At 69.7% G+C, this 19,661-nt stretch carries 22 protein-coding genes; 11 read left to right on the top strand and 11 right to left on the bottom strand.

Features of this window, described 5'->3' with window-relative positions; all coding sequences use genetic code 11:
• The first annotated feature begins 87 nt into the window (after positions 1 to 87).
• Both NDI79_RS02080 and NDI79_RS02075 read left to right on the top strand, forming a co-directional pair.
• Positions 88 to 387 carry a hypothetical protein gene (locus NDI79_RS02080; protein WP_310926793.1) on the top strand — a complete coding sequence of 100 codons (300 nt, stop codon included), beginning with the start codon at positions 88 to 90 and terminating at the stop codon, positions 385 to 387.
• 179 nt (positions 388 to 566) lie between these two features.
• On the top strand, positions 567 to 1,052 hold the full coding sequence (locus tag NDI79_RS02075) for a DUF7342 family protein (RefSeq protein ID WP_310926792.1): 486 nt from the start codon (positions 567 to 569) through the stop codon (positions 1,050 to 1,052).
• A 38-nt stretch (positions 1,053 to 1,090) separates the two neighbouring features.
• On the opposite strand, the gene NDI79_RS02070 is transcribed toward NDI79_RS02075, so the two are convergent.
• From NDI79_RS02070 to NDI79_RS02060, 3 genes are read right to left on the bottom strand one after another with little or no spacing between them, the layout of a single operon-like run.
• A complete protein-coding gene (locus tag NDI79_RS02070; RefSeq protein WP_310926791.1) occupies positions 1,091 to 1,885 on the bottom strand; it encodes a metallophosphoesterase in 795 nt (264 codons plus the stop codon).
• Positions 1,886 to 1,889: 4 nt separating this feature from the next.
• Positions 1,890 to 3,929, bottom strand: a complete 2,040-nt coding sequence (locus NDI79_RS02065; RefSeq protein WP_310926790.1) for a hypothetical protein — start codon at positions 3,927 to 3,929, stop codon at positions 1,890 to 1,892.
• Positions 3,926 to 5,197 (bottom strand): Single-stranded DNA binding protein, encoded by a 1,272-nt coding sequence (locus NDI79_RS02060; protein WP_310926789.1) that lies wholly within the window; start codon positions 5,195 to 5,197, stop codon positions 3,926 to 3,928. The genes NDI79_RS02065 and NDI79_RS02060 overlap by 4 nt, the downstream gene beginning before the upstream one ends.
• Between NDI79_RS02060 and NDI79_RS02055 the strand changes: the two genes are divergently transcribed.
• Positions 5,180 to 5,437, top strand: a complete 258-nt coding sequence (locus NDI79_RS02055; RefSeq protein ID WP_310926788.1) for a hypothetical protein — start codon at positions 5,180 to 5,182, stop codon at positions 5,435 to 5,437. The genes NDI79_RS02060 and NDI79_RS02055 overlap by 18 nt on opposite strands.
• The gene (locus NDI79_RS02050) at positions 5,434 to 5,838 is read left to right on the top strand and encodes a DUF7510 family protein (RefSeq protein WP_310926787.1); all 405 of its coding nucleotides are present in this window, start codon (positions 5,434 to 5,436) and stop codon (positions 5,836 to 5,838) included. Before NDI79_RS02055 ends, NDI79_RS02050 begins: the two co-directional genes overlap by 4 nt.
• Positions 5,839 to 5,904: 66 nt before the next feature.
• Here NDI79_RS02050 and NDI79_RS02045 read toward each other — a convergent pair whose 3' ends face one another.
• Complete coding sequence (locus NDI79_RS02045) at positions 5,905 to 6,936, bottom strand: glycosyltransferase family 4 protein (protein ID WP_310927613.1); 1,032 nt, start codon at positions 6,934 to 6,936, stop codon at positions 5,905 to 5,907.
• A 165-nt stretch (positions 6,937 to 7,101) separates the two neighbouring features.
• Here NDI79_RS02045 and NDI79_RS02040 point away from each other — a divergent pair, with 165 nt between their 5' ends.
• Together NDI79_RS02040 and trxA are read left to right on the top strand one after the other, a co-directional pair.
• Complete coding sequence (locus NDI79_RS02040) at positions 7,102 to 7,764, top strand: 2,5-diamino-6-(ribosylamino)-4(3H)-pyrimidinone 5'-phosphate reductase (protein ID WP_310926786.1); 663 nt, start codon at positions 7,102 to 7,104, stop codon at positions 7,762 to 7,764.
• A gap of 115 nt (positions 7,765 to 7,879) precedes the next feature.
• The gene (gene trxA / locus NDI79_RS02035; RefSeq protein ID WP_310926785.1) at positions 7,880 to 8,218 is read left to right on the top strand and encodes a thioredoxin; all 339 of its coding nucleotides are present in this window, start codon (positions 7,880 to 7,882) and stop codon (positions 8,216 to 8,218) included.
• A 40-nt stretch (positions 8,219 to 8,258) separates the two neighbouring features.
• Here the strand turns inward: trxA and NDI79_RS02030 are convergent, their stop codons facing one another.
• Together NDI79_RS02030 and NDI79_RS02025 are read right to left on the bottom strand one after the other, a co-directional pair.
• Positions 8,259 to 8,432, bottom strand: coding sequence for a hypothetical protein (locus NDI79_RS02030; protein WP_310926784.1), 174 nt, complete (start codon positions 8,430 to 8,432; stop codon positions 8,259 to 8,261).
• 127 nt (positions 8,433 to 8,559) lie between these two features.
• Complete coding sequence (locus NDI79_RS02025) at positions 8,560 to 8,883, bottom strand: NifU family protein (RefSeq protein WP_310926783.1); 324 nt, start codon at positions 8,881 to 8,883, stop codon at positions 8,560 to 8,562.
• 99 nt (positions 8,884 to 8,982) lie between these two features.
• On the opposite strand from NDI79_RS02025, the gene NDI79_RS02020 reads away from it, so the two are divergent.
• Positions 8,983 to 9,708 (top strand): ribosome assembly factor SBDS, encoded by a 726-nt coding sequence (locus NDI79_RS02020; protein ID WP_310926782.1) that lies wholly within the window; start codon positions 8,983 to 8,985, stop codon positions 9,706 to 9,708.
• Positions 9,709 to 9,735: 27 nt separating this feature from the next.
• Here NDI79_RS02020 and NDI79_RS02015 read toward each other — a convergent pair whose 3' ends face one another.
• Positions 9,736 to 10,068, bottom strand: a complete 333-nt coding sequence (locus NDI79_RS02015) for an FUN14 domain-containing protein (protein ID WP_310926781.1) — start codon at positions 10,066 to 10,068, stop codon at positions 9,736 to 9,738.
• A 279-nt stretch (positions 10,069 to 10,347) separates the two neighbouring features.
• Between NDI79_RS02015 and hflX the strand changes: the two genes are divergently transcribed.
• Positions 10,348 to 11,697 (top strand): GTPase HflX, encoded by a 1,350-nt coding sequence (gene hflX, locus NDI79_RS02010; protein ID WP_310926780.1) that lies wholly within the window; start codon positions 10,348 to 10,350, stop codon positions 11,695 to 11,697.
• A 23-nt stretch (positions 11,698 to 11,720) separates the two neighbouring features.
• On the opposite strand, the gene moaC is transcribed toward hflX, so the two are convergent.
• Complete coding sequence (gene moaC, locus NDI79_RS02005) at positions 11,721 to 12,245, bottom strand: cyclic pyranopterin monophosphate synthase MoaC (protein ID WP_310926779.1); 525 nt, start codon at positions 12,243 to 12,245, stop codon at positions 11,721 to 11,723.
• Complete coding sequence (locus NDI79_RS02000) at positions 12,242 to 13,675, bottom strand: NAD(P)H-hydrate dehydratase (RefSeq protein ID WP_310926778.1); 1,434 nt, start codon at positions 13,673 to 13,675, stop codon at positions 12,242 to 12,244. Before NDI79_RS02000 ends, moaC begins: the two co-directional genes overlap by 4 nt.
• Before the next feature lie 168 nt (positions 13,676 to 13,843).
• Between NDI79_RS02000 and NDI79_RS01995 the strand changes: the two genes are divergently transcribed.
• Positions 13,844 to 15,025: an MFS transporter gene (locus NDI79_RS01995; protein ID WP_310926777.1), complete on the top strand. Its 1,182-nt coding sequence runs from the start codon at positions 13,844 to 13,846 to the stop codon at positions 15,023 to 15,025.
• 64 nt (positions 15,026 to 15,089) lie between these two features.
• Entirely contained in the window at positions 15,090 to 17,489 is a 2,400-nt protein-coding gene (locus NDI79_RS01990; protein WP_310926776.1) for an ATP-dependent DNA helicase, read from the top strand.
• A 6-nt stretch (positions 17,490 to 17,495) separates the two neighbouring features.
• On the opposite strand, the gene NDI79_RS01985 is transcribed toward NDI79_RS01990, so the two are convergent.
• Positions 17,496 to 17,678: a DUF7576 family protein gene (locus NDI79_RS01985; protein WP_310926775.1), complete on the bottom strand. Its 183-nt coding sequence runs from the start codon at positions 17,676 to 17,678 to the stop codon at positions 17,496 to 17,498.
• A gap of 81 nt (positions 17,679 to 17,759) precedes the next feature.
• A complete protein-coding gene (locus tag NDI79_RS01980; protein ID WP_310926774.1) occupies positions 17,760 to 19,187 on the bottom strand; it encodes a CRTAC1 family protein in 1,428 nt (475 codons plus the stop codon).
• Between the two features lie 230 nt (positions 19,188 to 19,417).
• On the opposite strand from NDI79_RS01980, the gene NDI79_RS01975 reads away from it, so the two are divergent.
• Positions 19,418 to 19,660, top strand: a complete 243-nt coding sequence (locus NDI79_RS01975) for a DUF7511 domain-containing protein (RefSeq protein WP_310926773.1) — start codon at positions 19,418 to 19,420, stop codon at positions 19,658 to 19,660.
• Position 19,661: the final 1 nt, after the last annotated feature.

The raw sequence follows: 19,661 nt of genomic DNA, 5'->3' as shown, positions 1-19,661 counted from the left end.
CTGCTAACGGCGCGAGCGGATTAAGCGCACCGCCCTCCTCACGACAATTCCCCGACAGTTACCTCCCCACGGAACGAAGCGGTCGCCGTGAACCCCTCCGCCCGAACTCGCTCCCGTCCGCTCGCCGGTCCCGCCCTCGCGTACTCGCTCTCCCATCTCGTCTTCGGGCTCACGAGCCTCGCTCGCGGCCTGCTGTCGTACGCCGACGGAGAGACGGTCACCTCGGCGTTCTTCCTCGCCAGCGGCGTCCTCGTAGCTGCCTTCGTCGCCTACGAGACGGTCGGTCCGGGAACCGCCGAGACCCCGGACGAGTGGAACTTGCTCGTCTACGCGTCAGCGTTGGGGGCGCTTCTCTTCGCCGCTGGGACCGTCTGGCAGTACTCTTGACCCGGGTGGTCGGCCCCTCCTCTCGTCGTCCTATCGACTGCTCGTCAGGTTTCGAACGCGCTCGTTCTACCCGCTGTCCGTTGAAATTACGTTCTGACAGCCTTGTTCATACGTTCTCACGAGTGAAATATAGGAAATCTGCCACCACAGTCATAAGGAGCTACACCTAGCGGGAAGGTATGAAGCGGTCACGGTGGTCTCCGGGTTCGTGGACGCACGTGTTCACGCTGCGCGAACGCGTCGTCTCCGCGGTGGAGGTACTGGAGGAACCGCGGAGCGCCGAGTACCTCGCCGTCCTCGCGGACGGGACGCAGGCCGAGACGAAGGAGGCGCTCGACCGACTGGTCGACGAGGGCGTCGTCCGAGTCGACGGCGACGGGTACGAGATGGACCCGTCGGGGTCGGTGCGCCGCTCCGAGACCCGACGCGGCGTCGACCCGACCGAGTTGGACTCCGAGACGCTCGCCCGCATGGAGGCCGCGGTCCGGGAGGCCGAGGGGGCCGACCCCGACCGCCCGTACGCGGAGTTGACCGAGTACGAGAAGGGCCGTCTGGAGGGGTACTCGACCGTCCTGTCGATGCTCTCCGAGTTGCGGGGCGGGACCGAAGGAGAGGGGACGGACGAGGGCGGACCCGACCGGAGCGACCGGTCGCCGGCGAACTGACCGTCGGTCTTCGAGCGACCCCGCGGCTCCCCGTGCGGTCACACGGACCGATACGGCCCGAGTCGCGTCCCGTCGAGTAGATACGCGTCCGCGTCGAACACGCCCGCCGGCAGGAACGGCGAGAGGAATCCCTGCCCCTCGACGTTCACCCACGTTCCGCCGGAGCGGTCGTTGAACGCCGGGAAGACGACGAGTTCGGGCGTCTTCCAATCGAGGTCGGTCACGTCCACGCCCAACTGCGCCGCGAAGGGGTCGGGGTTCATCGGGCCGCGAAGCCACGCGCGTTCCTTCCGGCCGCCGCCGACGCTGTCTTCGAGTCGCACGGCGGGGTGTTCGTGCGCCGCGCAGACCACCTCGCTCTCGACCACCTCGCGGGCGGGCCACGTGTGGCCGTGGACGAAGCCGACGCGGCCGAGTCGGACGCCCGCGGCGTCGGTCACGTCGAGTCGGTCGCCGAACGCCTCCGCGATGCCGCCGTCGTGGTTGCCGCGGACGAGCGTCACCGGTACTCTCCTCGTGATTCGCTCCACGAACGCCTCCAACTCCTCGGTCTCGTCGCCGCGCGGGTCGCCGATGCGGTGGCCCAGGTCCCCGAGCACGACGAGTCGGTCGGGGTCCGTCTCGTCCAGCAGTCGCGAGAGGCGGGCGAACCGCACGTCGGCGTCGCTGTCGAGTTCGACGCCGCGTTCGTAGCGCAGGCCCGCCTCGATGCCCGCGTGGTAGTCCGCGACGACGAGCGCTCTGTCCCCGCCGGCGTCGGGGCCGAGGCGCGCGACGGCCGCCGGGTCGCCCGGCACGGGTTCGACTATCGGCCTGTCGCGTCGGCGCGCCATCGGCTCAGATGGACTTCAGCGTGCCCTCGTTCGGCTCGTAGCACTTCCCGCTCATGAGGGCGTCCTGAATCGCGTCGTCGACGGCGTCGGCGTCGGCGCCGTAGCGGTCGACGATGGCCTCGACGACCGCCTCGCGGTCCGCGCCGTCGCCGTCGTCCAAGTCGGCCATGACCTCCACGACGGCGTCTTCGAGGTCGACGTCCTCGGCCTCCGCGTCGCCGCCGGCGTCCGCGTCCGCGGTCTCCGCGTCGTCGCCGCCCGCGGACTCGATGGGGTCTGACTCGCCGGCCGCCGTCTCGGCCTCCTCGGGGGTCTCGACGTCGTCCGCGACGGCGCCGTCCGGTGACTCGGCCGCCGCCTCGGGGGACTGCGTGTCCGGGCGCGGGTCGTCCGGCGTCGCCGCCGGTTCATCGCTCGCCGCGTCGGACTCGCCGGTCGACTCGGAGGCGACCGACTCGGTCGTCGACGGCGTCTGGCCGTTCGTTCCGGCGTTCGCCTCGGCGGCCTGCGCCTCCAGTTCGTCGGCGTCGGGCACGTCGATGTCGGCCTCGCCGGGGTCGTCCACCTCGTTGCCGGTGGAGAACTCCGCGCCGAACTCCTCTTCTATCTCCGCGCGTTCGTCGTCGCTCATCTCGTACATCTCGCCCGCGTCCGCCTCCGCCGCCTCCGCCTCTGTCGCGTCCGCTCCGGCCTCTTCCGTCGCCTCGGGTTCGGCGTCGCCGGCGTCGAAGTCGCCCAGTCCGCTCGCGTCACCGTCGTCCGCGTCGGACATGGATTCGGACTCGGCCGTCTCGTCTCCGGCCGGTTCGGCGGACGCGGCCGACCCCTCGTCGAAGTCGCCCAGTCCGCCCGTCGAATCGGACGGCTCCGAGTCGCTCTCGCTCCCCGACCCGCCGGCGTCCGCCGTCGCGGAGGCGGCGGTCCGTTCGGTCGGGTCGGGTTCCGTCTCGACCGAGTCCGGGGTCGCGTCCGACTCCGAGGGCGCGTCGGGCGCCTCCGTCGACGGGTCGGGGCCGGACGGGTCCGACGTCTCGGCGGACTCGGCGGCCGCCGTCTCCATCCCGGGTTCGGTCGTCTCGCGGTCGGTTCCGGACGACTCGACTTCCGCGTCCGCGGCCGTGTCGGTGTTCGCGTCCGGGGTCGTACTCGCGCCCGCGCCGGCGCCGATATCGACATCGGCATCGGCGGCGCCCGATTCGGATTCGGGTTCCGCGTCGGCGTCGCCCGCCGCACCGTCGGGGGCGGCAGTGACGCTCTCGTCGGCGTCGCCGCCCTCGCGGACCTCGGTGAGGGCGACGTCGCCGCCCTCGGGTTCCGTCGCCGCCGGGACCGCCGGAAGCGGACCGAGTTCGTCCGGTCCGACCTCGTCCGGGTCGACGGTCAGCGAGTCGACGGCGTCGCGGTCGCCTTCGACGAGTTCGAGCGCCTGGACGGCCATCCGCCGGACGGCTTCGAGGTAGTGCTCGGTCGTCCCGTAGTGGTCGATGGCGAGGGGAACGCCCGCGGCCAGCGACTCGTTCACGCCGCGCGCTTCGAGGGCGACACGCAGGTCCTCGCCGCGGCGGTCCATCGCCATCGCGGCCCGCATCGTCGCCACGCGTTCGAGCGTCGCTCGGGCGGCGGCGACGACCCACCGGTCCCGCGTGCCGGCGTCGACTTCGTTGATGCTCTCCGGGCGGACCGAGGTGAACACCCGGTCCGAGTCCTCGGGTTCGTACGTCCGCGCCTTGCCCGTGATGGAGACGAACATCGGCGGCGACGCGCGGTCGAGGAAGTTCATCGCCTCCGGTTGGTACTGCCCGGCGTAGGTGACGAACACGCCGGTCGGGTCCGCGATTCTGCCTCGCAGCACCTCCTCGTTCACCGACTCCACCTCGGTGAGGGCGCCGACGGCGAACAGGCGGTTCACGCGCGCGCCGGTCGGCGTGACGACGTAGTTCGGCGCTCGCTCCTCGTCGCCCTCGGAGTAGGAGAGGGTGGCGTCGTCGAACTCCGCGGCGAAGACGCGGTAGGCCACCTCGCGGCGGTTCTCGATGACGCTCATGCCGACACCTCCGAGAGGACCGCGGCCGCGCGGTCGGCGGGGTCGTCCCCCGTCTCCTCGAACTCGGTCGCTTCGAGGTTCGCGCCGTAGTCGTCCACCGAGAGGTTGCCGCGGACGCGGAACTCCCGTCCGACGACGCGATTCCTGATTTCGTCGGCGACGACCTCTTTGTCCATCGCCTCGCGGGCCGCTTCCATCGCGTCGGCCATCGGCGCGCCGTACAGTTCCTCCGTGAGGTCGCGGTCCAGGACGGCCGTCACCGTGCCGTGCCCGTCGTCGATGATGGCCTTCACGCGCATGTCGTCCTCGCCGTCGACGTCGCCGTGCTGGCGGCACTGGCCGTTCTGGAGGACGCGTCCGCAGTCGGGGCAGCGCTCGATGAGTCCCGACCCGTCGCGCACCTCCAGCAGGTTGCCCACGACTTCCACGTCGAACATCCCGCCGGAACCGACGGCCTCGTCGATTCGCATCCGCGGGGCGTCCTCGTTCACCTCCACGTCGCGCGAGAGCGGCGTGACGGTGGTGAACTCCGAGAGGTTCACCTGCGGGACGCCGCGGAACTCACGGACGTACGCGTCCTCGAAGCGGAACGCCTCGCCCTCGCGGAGTTCGGGGCGGGCGCCCCAGTCGGTGAAGGGCAGTCGGGCCGACTCGTCGGCGACGACGCCCGACCGGATGGTGGTGTCGCCGTCGCGCCCGGAGATGACCCGTTCCTCCGATTCGAGGACGCGCACCTCGACGTTGCGCCCCCGGTCGCCGGCGCGCAAGTCCACGAGGTCCGTGTCGCCGCCGGCCTCGTGAGCCGTCTCGACGGGTTCCGTCTCCACCGCGACGGTGGTGCTCTGCCCGAGGTTGAGTTCGGGCTTGCCGTCCCACTCGCGGACGTTGGCGTTGCCCACGGTGACCGAATCGCCGGCCTCGAAGCCGAAGTCCTGCCACGCCGTGTAGGATATCTTGCCCGTCGCGTCCGCGAGTTCGCCCTCGCGGATGGTCTGCTCCTCGCCCTGATAGCGGATGGAGCGCTTGCCGACGGTGAGCACCCGCACCGTGACGGTGACGTTGCCGTCGTCGGTGTCGACGTCGGCCACGTCCTTCGAGGTGGGCGCGGCGCTGGCGCCGGAGTCGCCGCCGTGCTTCCGGCGGATGCTCTGTTTGGCCTCGTCTATCGGCACGCTGTACGACAGCAGGTTCTCCAGGTCGGATTTGACCTCCGCTTTGTCTACCCCGAGGGTGGAGGCGAGTTCCTCGGCGTGTTCGTCGACGTTCATCGTCGTGAACTACTGCCTCGTCCCGTAAAAAGGGTTGCCGGCGGGGGTCGTCGGGTGGGGTCGCGCGACGGCGAAGAGACCGAACGCGAACGCGCGACGGCGGCCGGGAAGTCGCCACCGGCGGGGCTGAAAAGGGTCGACCTTCGAGGCTTCACCGCCGTCCCGACCGCGTCTGCGGAATCAAACGTCGAAGAGGAGCACGAACTGCTAAGTGCGAGGCCGCCGCAGGAGGGGGTATGAGCGACGCCGAGGCAGAGAGAGAGGAGGACGTCTCGTTCAGCCTGACCGTCGACGACGAGGAGACGGTCATCACGATGCGGGGCGACCGGGACACCGCCGTCGTCGTCGAGTCGGAGTCCGGCGAGCGAATCTACCTGCCGCCGGAGGACTTCGAGCGCGGGGCGCGCCAGCAGAGCGACAGTCCGTACCAACGGGCCGACGGTGACAGCCCGTACCAACCGGCGGACCGGGACAGCCCCTACCAGTCCTCGCGGGACGACAGCCCCTACCAGTCCGCCCGCGACGACTCGCCGTACCAGGCCGCCCGACAGAGCCTCCCCCGAGAGGGGATGGTCCCGACCAGCGACGGCTACCGGATCCGCCACCCCGAACCGGTCACCGACGTGCGTCTGCTGCGGTAAAAAACTCGACGAGCGCCGGTCGCACGTTCACGCGTCAGCGTCCGCGTAGCGCTCGGGTTTACTCGTCTACTCGTCCGCGATGCGCTCGTAGAAGTCGATCGTCTCGTCGACCACGTCCTCCCACGTGACGGGGTCGTACTCCGGCGGCCCCTCCAGGGAGAGACCGTAGTCGATGCCGTCGGCGATGGAGTCGGAGGCGGGTTCGACCTCGATGACGCAGTCGTCGGGGAGCACCTCGTTGACGCCGCTCTCGGTGGCGACGACGCGCGTGCCGGCCGAGAGCGCCTCCGTGATGGTGATGCCGAACGGCTCCGAGAGGGAGGGCGAGACGAACAGGTCAGCCGAGGCGTAGTAGTCGCCGAGTTCCTCCTCGGGGATGTAGCCGACCCACTCCAGTTGGTCCTCGACGTCGAGCAGTTGGGCGAACTTCTTCAGTTGCGCCGTGAGGTGGCCCGACCCGCCGACGACGAGGGTCACGTCGTCGCGTCTGAGCTTCTCCATCGCGTAGACGAGGTGGGAGATGCCCTTCTGGTCGGTGTGCCGGCCGACGAAGAACAGCATGTCGCCGTCGATATCGAGTTCCTCTTTCAGGTCGCGGCCGGTCGTTTCGCACTTCGAGAAGCCGTTGTAGATGACCTCCGGGTCGCCGCCGTACAGTTCCTTGACGCGGCCGGCGGTGAGTTTGCTCACCGCCAACAGGTGGTCGCAGCGCTCGGCGATGCGGCGTTCGGTCTCTACCTCCCGCTTCGGCGGGTCGAGGTTGCGGTCCGACGACAGCGAGTGGAACGTCGTCACCCACTCGACGTCCGCGTTCGACTTCGCGCGCGACCCCGGACCGTAGCCGAACCAGTCGTGGGTGTGGACGATGTCGGCGTCCTCGGCGTGCTCCGCGAACGCCGAACTGAGCCGCCCGATGCGGGTGATGATGTCGCCCTGTCCGGTCGGGACGCCGTGGATTCCCTCCCTGTCCTCCGGGGCGTACTCCGCCGGAAGGACGAGTTCGATGTCCACGTCGCGCGCTCTGAGTCCGTCGAACATCTCCCCGACGTGGGTGTCGAGACCACCGCTCACGTTCGGCGGGAAGCCCCAACCCAGCATCAGCACTTTCGGCGGCATTCTGTAATGGATTACCACGGTGGCGTATTTATATCTCCGGTCCGCGGTCGCCGGACAGCACCGCTTCCCGTCGGAGCGAAGCCGACCGAATCTCGCCGTACGAACGCCGACCGAAACCCGTTTTCCGGGTCGCGTCCACGGAGGCGTATGCACGTCGTCGTCAACGCCGCCGCGAGCGTCGACGGGAAACTGTCGACGCGGCGGCGCGAGCAGGTGAAGATCAGCGGCGCGGACGACTTCGCCCGCGTCGACCGCGTCCGCGCCGACAGCGACGCCGTCCTCGTCGGCGTCGGCACCGTCCTCGCGGACGACCCGCACCTTACCCTCGACGACGACAACTACCGGGACGAACGCCGGACCGCCGGCCGCGACCCCTCGCCGGCGCGCGTCGTCGCGGACTCCCGCGCCCGGACGCCGTCCGACGCCAGAATCCTCGACGGCGCGGCGACGACGTACCTCCTCGCGAGCGAGGCCGCCCCCGACGACCGAATTGCTGCTCTCCGCGACGCCGGCGCGGAGGTGGTCGTCGCCGGCCGGACGCGCGTCTCCTTCCCCGACGCCCTCGCGGAACTCGAATCGCGCGGCGTCGACCGACTCATGGTCGAGGGCGGCGGCGAGGTCATCTTCTCGCTGTTCGAGGACGGACTGGTGGACGAACTCACCCTGTACGTCGGGTCGGTGGTGTTCGGCGGCCGCGACGCCCCCACGCTGGCCGACGGCGACGGCTTCGTCGAGTCGTTCCCCCGACTCGAACTCCGCGAGGTCGAACGCATCGACGACGGCGTCCTCCTCGGATACGACGTCCCCTGAGCGGACGCCGTCGCTCCGCAGGCGCCCGGTAGTCGCCCGGCGGTCGCTCGACGGTCGTGCGGCCAGTCGACATTCCCTCTCAATAGTTAAGGGCGTCCCGCGACTATCCCCGATAATGAGCACGCCCGAAAGCAAAGGCAGCCCCGTCCACGTCGAGAGCCAGGACCACCTCGAACAACTCGTCTCGGAACACGACGTGGTGCTCGTGGATTTCCACGCGGACTGGTGCGGACCGTGCAAGATGCTCGAACCGACCGTCGAGGAAATCGCCGCCGAGACCGACGCGCTGGTCCTGAAAGTCGACATCGACGAACTGCAGGAACTCGCCCGCGACGAGGGCGTCCGCTCGGTGCCGACGCTGCAGTTCTACCAGGGCGGCGAACAGGCCAAGCGCGTCATCGGCGTGCAGGACAAAGACGACCTCCTCGACATCATCGAGGAACTGTCGAACTGAGCGCCCGCGCCGGCGACGCCGTTCTCGATTTTCGATTCGACTACTCGCCCGAGAGAGCGCCGACGACGACGCGATGTCCCGTCTCGGCGACGTGTTCGCTGCGCACCTGCGCGGCCGCCACGCCGGTTCGCTCGACGGACTCCGTCGGACAGTCGCGGCAGACGACGTGGTAGCGCGCGGACGCGTTCGAGCGGTGTGATTTCGTTTTGGACATACTCCGAGACTGTCGTCTGATTATATAGGTACGGTTCGACTAGACGCCGTTTAGTGGCCCCATTCGCCCGGTAATCGGGTCGTTAACGGGGGGTTTCCGGCCGCGAAGTCGGTTCGAGCGAAGCGTCTCAGAACGGGGCGTCGTCGCGACTGCGCGCGAACGGGTCCTCGGGGGTATCGTAGTCGAACGACCCGCCCGTCGTCGCGTGCACCTGCGATATCTCCTCGAACTCCGTCACCATCCGGGACTTCAGCGCCTGCACCGTCATCGGGGAGATGCCGCACCCCGAGCACGCGCCGCCGAGCGAAATCCACACTTCGCCCGACTCCTCGTCGAGAGCGTCGATGCCGGCGGTGCCGCCGTGCATCTGAATCTGCGGGAAGTTGCGCCGCATGAACAGGGCGAGTCGGTCTTCGAGGGTCGCGGCGTCGTCCGCGGTGTCGATGCTCATAGCCGGGCGGAGGCGCGCGGCCGATATAGCGCTTCGCTCCCCGGCCACGCGCGTCGAGTTCGGGGAGGGCTTTTTAATTCGGAGCGAGTATCACGTCGTATGATTTCACTCGACGAAGCGGTGACCGCCCGACTGGAGTCCCACGGCGAACGCTTCGAGGTGCTCATCGACCCCGACGCCGCCCTCGCGATGAAACGTGGCGAGTTCGAGGGCGAGTTGGAGGACGTCATCGCGGCGGAGGACGTCTTCGAGGACGCCTCCCGCGGTGACAGACCGGCGGAGGAGGACCTCGAAACCGTGTTCGGGACGACGGACCCGATGGAGATAATCCCGGAGGTCGTAAAGCGCGGCGAGATACAGATAACCGCCGAACAGCGCCGCGAGATGCAGGAGCAAAAGCGCAAGCAACTCATCAACACCATCACGCGCAACGCCGTGAACCCGCAGATGGACAACGCGCCGCACCCTCCGGACCGCATCGAACGCGCCCTCGAACAGGCGGGGTTCAAAGTCGACCCCATGGAGACGGTGGAGTCGCAGGTGGACGACGCCCTCGACGCCCTCCGGCCGGTCATCCCCATCCGGTTCGACGAGGTGACCGTCGCCGTCCAGATTCCGGCGCAGTACGCCGGGAAGACGCAGGCGCAGGTGCGCGAGTACGGCGACTTGGAGCGAGAGGAGTGGCAGAACGACGGGTCGTGGGTCGGCGTCGTCACCTTCCCGGCGGGGATGCAGAACGAGTTCTACGACATGGTGAACGACTACACCTCCGGGGAGGCCGAAACGCGCATCGTCAAGGACAAAGACGAACTGAGCACCCGGTGAGGCACGCGGAGGCGTGTCGAACGGCGGCTATCCCTGCTTGAATCCGAGGAGGAACCCGCCGGTGAACCCCGCCGAGACGGAGAGCGTCGAGAGGAGCGTCGACAGCCAACTCGGGGGCGTTCCGGCGGCGGCCGCCTCGGTGGTCTTCATCATCCCGGCGGTGAGTTTCTCCCAGTCGACGACGAGTATCCCGCGCGATTCGAGGAACTTGAACAGCGCCAGTTCGAGGCCGACGACGACGGCGAGCACCTTGGCCACCTTCTTCGCGGCGAAACCGACGACGCCGCCGACGACGGCGCCGCTTCCGAACTCGAGTCCGAGGGAGGTGGGGTCTATCGACAGCTGTAGCGGGTCCGGCATATCTCGTCCTGTATCATCAGAAGTTATAACTTTTGTGTATGTGGACAGGTCAGTAGAAACACCGGTCCGCGGCGGTGACGGTGTGCGCCGCCGCGGGGAACTTACAAGTCCCGCGGCGCCCAACCCGGGGGTATGGACTGCGAACAGACGGCGGGCGGGACAATCGGGGTGACGAACCGGCATCTCCCCTGAGTCGATTCGAGCAGCGCTCACGTGCGCCGGCGGCGGAACCCTCGCACGCGTGCGGGCGAACCACCGGCGAGCGGTCGGGGGTCGCCGATGAGCGACGGCACTCCGGCCGTCGTCGCAAAGCGCGTCGACGCCGGCGAGTCCGCGGACCTCTCTGAGATACGGGACCTCGCGCGCGCCGCGGGGTACGAGGTGGTCGGCGAACTCTCCCAGTCGCGCGAGGAGGACGCCGCGTTCCACTTTGGCGAGGGGAAGGTGGACGAACTCACCGCCCTCGCCGTCGACACGGACGCCGCGGTGGTCATCGTCGACAACCGTCTGGGTCCTTACCAGACGTACAACATCGGCGGGAAACTCCCCGAGGGCGTCGAGGTCATCGACCGCTTCACGCTCATCCTGGAGATATTCGGCCAGCGGGCCAACACCCGGAAGGCCCAACTGCAGGTCGAACTCGCGGAACTCCGCTACGAACTCCCGCGCGCGGAGGCGAAGGCCTCGCTCGCAAAGCGCGACGAGCGCCCCGGGTTCATGGGTCTCGGCGAGTACGACGAGTCGCGCGAACAGGACATCAAAGCGCAGATTTCGCGCATCAAGAACGAACTCGACGCCATCGCCGAGAAGGAGGAGACGCGGCGCGAACAGCGCCGCGAGTCCGGGTTCGACCTGGTGGCGCTGGCCGGCTACACGAACGCCGGGAAGTCCACGCTGATGCGCCGCCTCGCCGAGGACCTGGAGGTCGGCGAGAACGAGGGCTTACATCCCGACTTGGCTCCGACCGCCGAGTCCGAGGACCGCCTGTTCACCACGCTCGGGACGACGACGCGCCGCGCCGAGACGGGCACGCGCGACGTCCTCCTCACCGACACCGTCGGCTTCGTCTCGAACCTGCCGCACTGGCTGGTCGAGTCGTTCAAGTCGACGCTCGACTCGGTGTACCGCGCGGACCTCGTCCTCCTCGTCGTCGACGCCTCCGAACCGGTCGAGGAGATGCGCGACAAACTCGTCACCTGCCACGACACGCTGTACGAACGGAACGAGGCGCCCATCGTGACGGTGCTGAACAAAATAGACCTCGTCGACCCCGGCGAACTCGAACGGAAGACCGAGGCGCTCCGCGCCCTCGCGCCGAATCCGGTCGTCGTCTCGGGGCTGACCGGCGAGAACGTCTCCGAACTCGCCGACCGCATCGAGAACGAACTCCCCGACTGGCGCGAGGAGCGACTCCTCCTGCCGATGTCGGACGACTCGATGAGCCTCGTCTCGTGGCTGTACGACCACGGCCACGTCGAGAACGAGGAGTACGACGGCGAGAACGTCCTCGTGGAGTTCGCGGCCCGCCCCGCTATCGTCGAGAAGGCGCGGGCGAAGGCCGCGGACGTGCGGGCGGGCGGCGCCGAGGCGGGGGCCGGAGCCGAGACGGACGGCGGGCGGCGGAACTGAGGGGACGGACCGAGCGGCGGTGCTCAGCCCGTCCGCTTCTTCTTCTCGACCACGCGCACGTCCGATATCCGCGTCTCGGGGTACTGACCCTCGTCGTTCTTCTCGGCCGCCTTCACCATGTCCCAGACGACGTTTAACCCCGTCGTCACCCCCTCCAAGGCCTCCATCTCACAGCCCGTCTTTCCGGTCGTCTCGACGGCGACGGAGAGCGTCACGCCGTCGTCGGCCACGTCGAACTCGGTGTCGACGTTCGTGATCGGAATCTGGTGGCACATCGGAATCGTCTCCCACGTGTGCTTGACGGCCTGAATCGCGCCGATTCGGGCGGTCGAGAGCACGTCGCCCTTGCCTATCTCGTCGGCGCGAATCGCGCCGACGGTGGACTCGGTGAGGTGAATCGTCCCGCGCGCGACGGCGCGGCGGCGGCTGTCCGGTTTCTCGCCGACGTTCACCATCTGCGCGTCGCCGTCGTCGTCGACGTGGGTCAGGTCGGAGTCGTCGGTGGCATTGACATCGGCGTCGGCGTCGCCGCCTTCCCCTCCCGTCACTCCCCCTCACCCCGAATCGCCCGCGGGATGGTCTCCAGGAGGTCCGAGGCGAGGAGGCCGCCGGCGCGTTCGTCGTCGAGGAGTTCGGCCGCGCGGCCGTTGACGAACGGACCGGCGCAGGCGGCGTCGAAGGGGTCCTGCGTGCCGAGGAGGCCCGCGACGATGCCGGCGAGGATGTCGCCTGTGCCGCCGACGGTCATCGCCGGGGTTCCGGCGCGGACGAGTCGCGTTCGCTCGCCGTCCGAGACCACGTCCTCGGCCGCCTTGGCGACGACGACGTGGCCGAGGTCGGCCGCGAACTCCTCTATCTCCTCGCGTGCGTCGCGGAGGGGGCCGTCGACGTCCGGACCGCCCATCGTGGCCAGTTCCTTGCGGTTCGGCGTGCAGACCAGCGTCGCGTCGGTGTCCACCTCGGAGACGACGGCGAGGGCGTCCGCGTCGACGACGGCCTTCCCCTCGAACCGTTCGAGGAACTGCTCGGCCGCTTCGAGCGTCTCGTCGTCGTTGCCGAGGCCGGGGCCGAGGACGACCACGTCGTCGTAGTCGTGGGCCGTCTCCACGAGGCCGTCGACCTGGTCGGGCGTCAGGTGGTCGCCCTCGTAGTCCTGCACGATGAGGTCCTCGGCGTACCCCTGAATCTGCCCGGACACCTTCGACGGCGCGGCGACGAACGTGAGGTCCGCGCCGGCCCGCAGGGAAGACTGCCCGGAGAGGGCGGGCGCGCCGGTGTACGGGCCGCCGCCGATGACGAACACGCGCGAGTCGCCGCCGCGGACGCCCTCGCGGACCGAGCGCAGGTCGCCGGGGCCGACGAACGCCTCGGCGGCCGGCGGGATGCCGATGTCCGCGACGGTCACCTCGCAGTCGAGGTCCGGGAGCCCCGGCTTCTGGTCGTGGAATGTCACCACGCGGTCGGCGTCGACGGCGACGCCCTCGGCCTCGCCGGTGTCGGCGTTCACGCCGGACGGCACGTCGACGGCGACGACCGTCGCGTCGAGGCCGTTCATCGCCTCCGCCGCGGTCGCCTCGGGTTCGCGGAGGGCGCCGGTGACGCCCGTGCCGAGCATCGCGTCGACGACGACGTCCGGGTCGCCGAGAGCGAGGTCCTTGGAGTCCGTCACGGATTCCGCGTCGTATTCCGCGGACTGCAGGGCGTCCCAGTTCTCGCGGGCGATGTCCGTGGAGATGCTGTCAGGACGGCCGAGCAGGCGGACCGACACGTCGTACCCGTCGAGAAAGCGCGCCGCGACGAAGGCGTCGCCGCCGTTGTTGCCGCGGCCGGCGACGACGACGACGCTCGCACCGGGGTCCGCGACGTCGCGGACCGCGCGGGCGACGGCGTTCCCGCTCGACTCCATCAGCTGTTTCCGCGGGACGCCGAGCGCTTCGCTGTTCTCGTCCACCGCTGCCATGCGGTCGCTCGAAATCATACGCGGGCGTTGGTTCGGTGCCGTGGTAAAAGAGGTGGCCCGGTCGCCGGCCGGCCGGGTTACCCGGCGGTCCGGCTTCGCTCGAAGACGCGCGGTCGGGCCGTCCCCGTCCTCTCCCCGTTGGCCCCTTCCGGTAGCTTCCTCACCCCGGTGGCCGAATCGGCCGGCGTGACCACACGACTGTTCGGCACGCTCTGCGGGTTGGTCTTCCTCGTCAACCTCGGTCGGACGGCGTTCGCGCCCCTCGTCGAGACGTTCCAGACGCAGTTCGGCGTCGGCCCGGCGACGGTGGGCCTGGTGACGACGCTCGTCTGGATGGGGACGGCGGTGCCGCGCATCCCCGTCGGCTACCTGCTCACGCGCGTGGCCCGCCACCGAGTCGTCCTCGCGACGGGGGCGCTGCTCTCGCTGTCCGCGGCGTTCACCGCCCTCGCGCCGTCGGTTCTGGCGGTGCAGGTCGGGGCGTTGGGAATCGGTCTCGCCTCGGGGGCGTACTTCGTCGCCGCCGTCCCCCTCGTCGGCGAACTCTACCCCGACGCCGTGGGGCGCGCCATCGGCGTCCACGGCACCGCCGCCCAACTCGCCGCCGTCGTCGCCGCCCCCGTCGTCGTCGCGTTCGTCACCGTCGCGGACTGGCGCGCGACGTTCTGGCTCCTCGCGGTTCTCGCGGCCGTCGTCACCGCCGTCCTCGCCTACACCGCCCGCGACAGCGACGCCGTCGTCGAGACGGACGTCGACCGGGACTTCGTCGGCGCCCTGCGCTACTGGCGACTCATGGGCGTCGGACTGCTGATGATAGCCACCGCCGGGTTCGTCTGGCAGGGCCTCTTCAACTTCTACGTCACCTACCTCGTGACCGCGAAGTCGTTCTCGACGACGCAGGCGAGCACGATGCTCACCGTCGTCTTCGCGGCGGGCGTCCCCGCGTTCTGGCTCTCGGGCCGCCTCGCCGACCGCCTCCCCACGGTGCCGTACCTCCTGACCGTGCTCGCCGCCTACGTCGCCGCGCTGTTCGCCCTCACGGAGGTGACCGGGTTCCTCCCGGTGCTCGCCGTCACCGCCGTCGTCGGCTACACCATCCACAGCATGTTCCCGGCGCTCGACACGTGGTTGCTCGGTACGCTCCCCGCCGAGGTGCGCAGCAGCGCCTACGCCGTCTTCAGCGGCGCCTCCCTGCTCATCGAGGCCAACGGAAGCGGCGTCGTCGGCGTCCTCACCGAGGCGGGCTACGCCTTCGACGACGTGTTCCGGGCGTTCGCGTTCGGCCTCGCGGGCGTCGTCGTCGCGCTGGTCGCGCTGTACGCCCTCGGGCGGATTCCGGGGACGGAGCGCCGCGCGATCGTCTCCTGAATCGACGGTCGCGCCCGTCCCGCGAACGTTCAAATACGAGCGCGGGGCCAGCACCGACATCCCTATGACCGCCGCGACGCGAGTGAGGCGCGTGAACTGGCAGGCCGTGTTCGGCCACCCCGAACCCTACCCCGAGCAAGCCGACGGCATCGACGCCGCCGTCGACGCCGCCGAGGACGGCGGCTTCCTCGTCGTCGAGGGGGCGTGCGGGACGGGCAAGACGATGCTCGCGCTCACGGCCGGCATCGACCGGGTCCGCGACCCCGACTCCGACTACGAACGGGTGCTCGTGCTGACGAGCGTGAAACAGCAGCTCAGGCAGTTCGAACAGGACCTGCGTACCATCAACGACAACCTGCCCGACGACTGGAACCCCGTCTCGGCGCTGACGCTCGTCGGGAAGGCGGACGTCTGTCCGTACAGTCGAGAGAACGTCGCCGCCATCGACGACTCGACGGTGTACGACCGCTGCGAGGGGCTCAGAGAGCGGACGCGTAACCTCGTGGGAGACGGCGGTCTCACCTCGACCGGGAAACTCGTCAAGGAGGCGCGGGCGGCGCAGACTGGCCTCCTCGACAGCGGTTCGACGACCGGTCCCGACTACCTCGAAACGGCCGGCGAACCGACGCCGTACCTCCCCGAAACGTCCGAATACGAGGACACGGAGTACTGCCCCTTCTACGCGACGTTCCTCGACGACCTGCCCGAGGACGGCGACCCGATAGAGGCCGTCCCGTTCGACGTGACGGAGTCGGGCCTCATCGACACCGAGGAACTCGTGCGCCTGTCGGCGGGGTACGGCACCTGCCCGCACTCGGTCATGGGCGCCGTCCTGCCGCACGTCGAAGTCGTCGTCGGCAACTACTACCACGCGTTCGACCCGACGACGACCGGGTCGTTCACGGGCGCCCTCCTCGACGAGTCGACGTTCGTCGTCTGCGACGAGGCCCACATGCTCGAACCGCGCGTCCGCGAACTCGTCAGCGACGGCGTGGGCGACGCCACCCTGCGGGACGCCGAGAACGAACTGACGCGCGTGATCCAACCCGTCGAGTTCGACGGTGACGGACGGGAGAGCGAGGACGCCGAACTCGTCCGCGGCGAACTGGAGGAGTCAGACGTGACGCTCCGGGAACTGAAGGAGACGCGCGACTTCGTTCGGGACCTGCGGGAGGAACTCGACCGGCGGGTGACGGCGCATTTGGACAAAGAACTGCCCGACTGGCGCGCCGACCTGACCCGACTGGACGACGACGAGATACCCCTCCGCGACCCGGAGGAACCCGCCGAGGACGAACTGACCGCGTGGGCCGACGAGGCGGGCTACGACGAGGGGACGTGGGTCCGCGCGGAGACGGTCGGCGCCGTCGCGGCCCGCGTGCTGAACAGCGCCGAAGAGGAGGACACCCGACGCGCCGCGCCGGGCGTCGGGCGGACGCTGGCCAACTGGGCGCGCGCCGACCACGCGGGCTACTTCCGGGAGATAGAACTCGACCGGACGTGGGACGAGAGCGAACGGGAGGACTCATGGCGGCGCGCGTACAACGCGCATCTCGCTCTCCACAACTGCATCCCCGGCGACGCCATCGCAGAGCGGTTGGGCGAGTTCGGCGGCGGCGTCCTCATGTCGGCGACGCTCGCCCCGCTGGACGTCTTTCGAGAAGTGACGGGGCTGAACGCCCTCGAATCGGACGACCGCCCGATAGCCGAGCGGACGTACGGCCTCGCCTTTCCCGAGGAGAACCGCGCGTCGTTCGCCGTCGACGCCCCGAAGTTCACCTACGGGAACCGCGGCCCGCCGGGCGAGGAGAACCCGACGCGCCGGGCGCACGTCGACGCCTGCGCCGAGATAGCCCGCTCGCCGGGCAACGTCCTCGTCGGGATGCCGAGTTACGCCGAGGCCGAGTGGATGGCGGGCGAGTTGGAGTCGAGACTATCGAAGACGGTGCTCCTCGACGAGGCGTCCGACGACGGCGCGACCGAACGTCTGAAGGCCGACTTCTTCGGCGGCGAGGAGAAGGTACTCGTGACGAGTCTGCGCGGGACTTTGACGGAAGGCGTCGACTACCGCGGCGACCGACTCGCCGCGGCCGTCGTCTGCGGCGTCCCAATCATCAACACGTCGAGTCCGCGCACGCGGGCGGTGAAGACGGCGTACGACCGTGAATTTGGAAGCGGTCCCGCGAGCGGAGCGAGCGGGAGCATGCGAGGCGGAACGTCTCGCAGCGGATTCGAGGCCGCCCTCACCGTGCCGGCAGTCAGAAAAGCCAGACAGGCTATCGGCCGGGTCATCCGCGGCCCCGAGGAGGTGGGCGTCCGCGCCTTCGTCGACGCGCGCTACGCCCGCGACTCGTGGGACGGTGTGCGGGAGTACTTCCCCGAAGAGGAGAGAGAAGAGTTCTCGCCGGTCAGCCCGGACATGCTTCGACTCGGCGTCGACCGCTTCTGGTCGTCCGTCGAGTGAACGTCGCTACTCTCCGAACTCCTCGCGACACTCCTCCGAGCAGAAGTGGCGGTGCCGCACGGCCCCGTCCTCGACCCAGGTGACCACGCGGTGCGTGGGCGACTGGAGTATCGGTTCGTCGCAGTTCGCGCAGGCGGGGGCGTCGGACTCGTCGACGTCCTCCCCGAGATCCGAGGTCGGGTCTACCATCCCCGGAAGAGAACCGCCCGACGCACTTCACTCCGACCGAGGTGGCGGAACTTGCCTCGGCGCGGTGCGGTCCCGTCCGAGTCACGCACCGCGGTTCGCCGGGTGCTCGACCGAGAGTTCCGTCTCCGCCTCCTCCTCGCTGACGTCGACGCCCCGTTCGCGCCCGCCGGGCCAGCGGACCCGAACCTCCTCCGGTACCGCCGCCGCGGCGGTGTCGCCGCCGAGGCCGAAGTGCGCGACCGGTTCGGTTTGGCAGAGGTAGCCCGACCCGCCGTCGACGAGTCGCGTCTGCGTCCCGCGGTCGGTGTCGAGCGTCACGACGGCGTTTCGCGCGGGCGCGCCGTGTTCGGTCAGCGGCCGGACGCGGAGCCACCGGTTGTCGTTCGGGGCGGCGTACAGCGACAGCGGTTGCGAGCCGATTTCGCCGTGGACGACGAGCAGTTCGAGCGTCCCGTCGCCGTCGACGTCGCACACCGTCGCGCCCGTGCCGAGGCCGCGCGGTTCCGCCGCGTCGCCGGGGTCCGCGACGGCCCACTCGCCCCCGCGGTACCGGAGGAGTCGGTTCGGCGCGCCCATCGCGTTGACGAACACCTCGGGGGCGCCGTCGTTGTCGAAGTCGGCCGCGAGGACGGTCCGCGTCCGCGTGGGTTCGGCCCACTCGGCGGGCGCGACGTCGACGAACGTCGGGTCGGCGTCGGTGTCGCCGTTTCCCTCGCCGTCGTCCCCGCCCCCGCCGCCCCGTCGCTCGAAGAGGCGGTTCGGCCCCTCCCAGTTGCCGACCACGAGGTCGAACGCGCCGTCGCCGTCGGGGTCGACGAGGGCGACGCCGCGGGCGTGTTCGCCGGGCGCGCCGAGGCCGAACGCCTCGGCCACGTCGGAGAAGCGGCCGCCGTCGTTGCGGAGGAGGTAGTTCGGCCCGCGTTCGTTGCCGACGAACACGTCCGTCCGGTCGGTGACGACGGGACCGGCGACCAGCGACCGGCCGCCGGTGAGGAAGTCGACGCCGACGTCCTCGGCCATGTCGGTCACCTCGCCGTCGTCGCCGAGTTCGTAGAAGCGCATCGGCGCGCCGTAACAGGCGAGGAGGAGGCCGTAGCGGCCGGTTCCGAGTCGGTCGACGGCCGCGACGGACCGCCCGGCGCGGACGTTCTCCCGGCCGGCGTTGACGGGGAGGCCGAACAGGTCCCGCCACCCGGTCGCCGTTCGGTCGAACAGGCGGTCCCGCTCGGTGGAGATACCGCCGTAGGCGTCGCTGTTGTGGACGTACACCTCCTCGTCGCCGTCGGCGTCGACGTCGGCCGCGACCACGCCGAACGCGTGTCCGTGGGGGTCCGAGAGGGGGTCGGGGGTCGCGTCGACGAGTCCGTCGTCGCCGCCCGTCAACACCCGGTTGTCGGTGCCGTACCCGCCGACGAACAGGAGTGGACCGTCCGGTCCGGCCGTGACGGCCGCGCCGTACCCCTTGAGCGGTCGCCTGTCGGGGAGGCGGCCGGAGCGGTCCTCGAACATATCTCCCCGTCGGGGACCGACGCCGAAAAACGTGCGGTCCGACGCTCCGCCGGGAGAGCGGCGCCGTCCTCGCGTCGAACCGACCGACGCGAACCGGGTCGGCCGACTCGACCGAACGGAATGGGTTCGGAGACCGTCCTCCGTGGAGCCATATTTCCGAAATGTGACCTATTGAGCGGAGTTAGTAGAGGTTATGTAGGCTGGAGGAGCGTTCTTCGAACGAAACGCCCATGTCCGACTCATCCGCCGGCTCCGACGGGACGCCAGACGCGCGGAACATCACCGGCGCCGACGTCGACCGGTCCCGCGACGTCGACGGCCGGGAGTTCGAGCTTCACAGCGTGGTCGTCAGCTACGAGGACGGCCCCGACCGGTGCACGGTGTACCCGCGTCGGAACCGCTGTCTCGAACGCGTCGAGGCGTGGATATCGGCGGACTTCGACGCCTTCGTGGACCTCGCCGAGATGCGCTGAG

Origin of the sequence: Halogeometricum sp. S3BR5-2, assembly GCF_031624635.1 — an archaeon.
GTDB classification, from domain to species: domain Archaea; phylum Halobacteriota; class Halobacteria; order Halobacteriales; family Haloferacaceae; genus Halogeometricum; species Halogeometricum luteum.
Note: the sequence above shows the minus strand (reverse complement) of the source record. Positions and strands in the feature narration are given on the sequence as shown.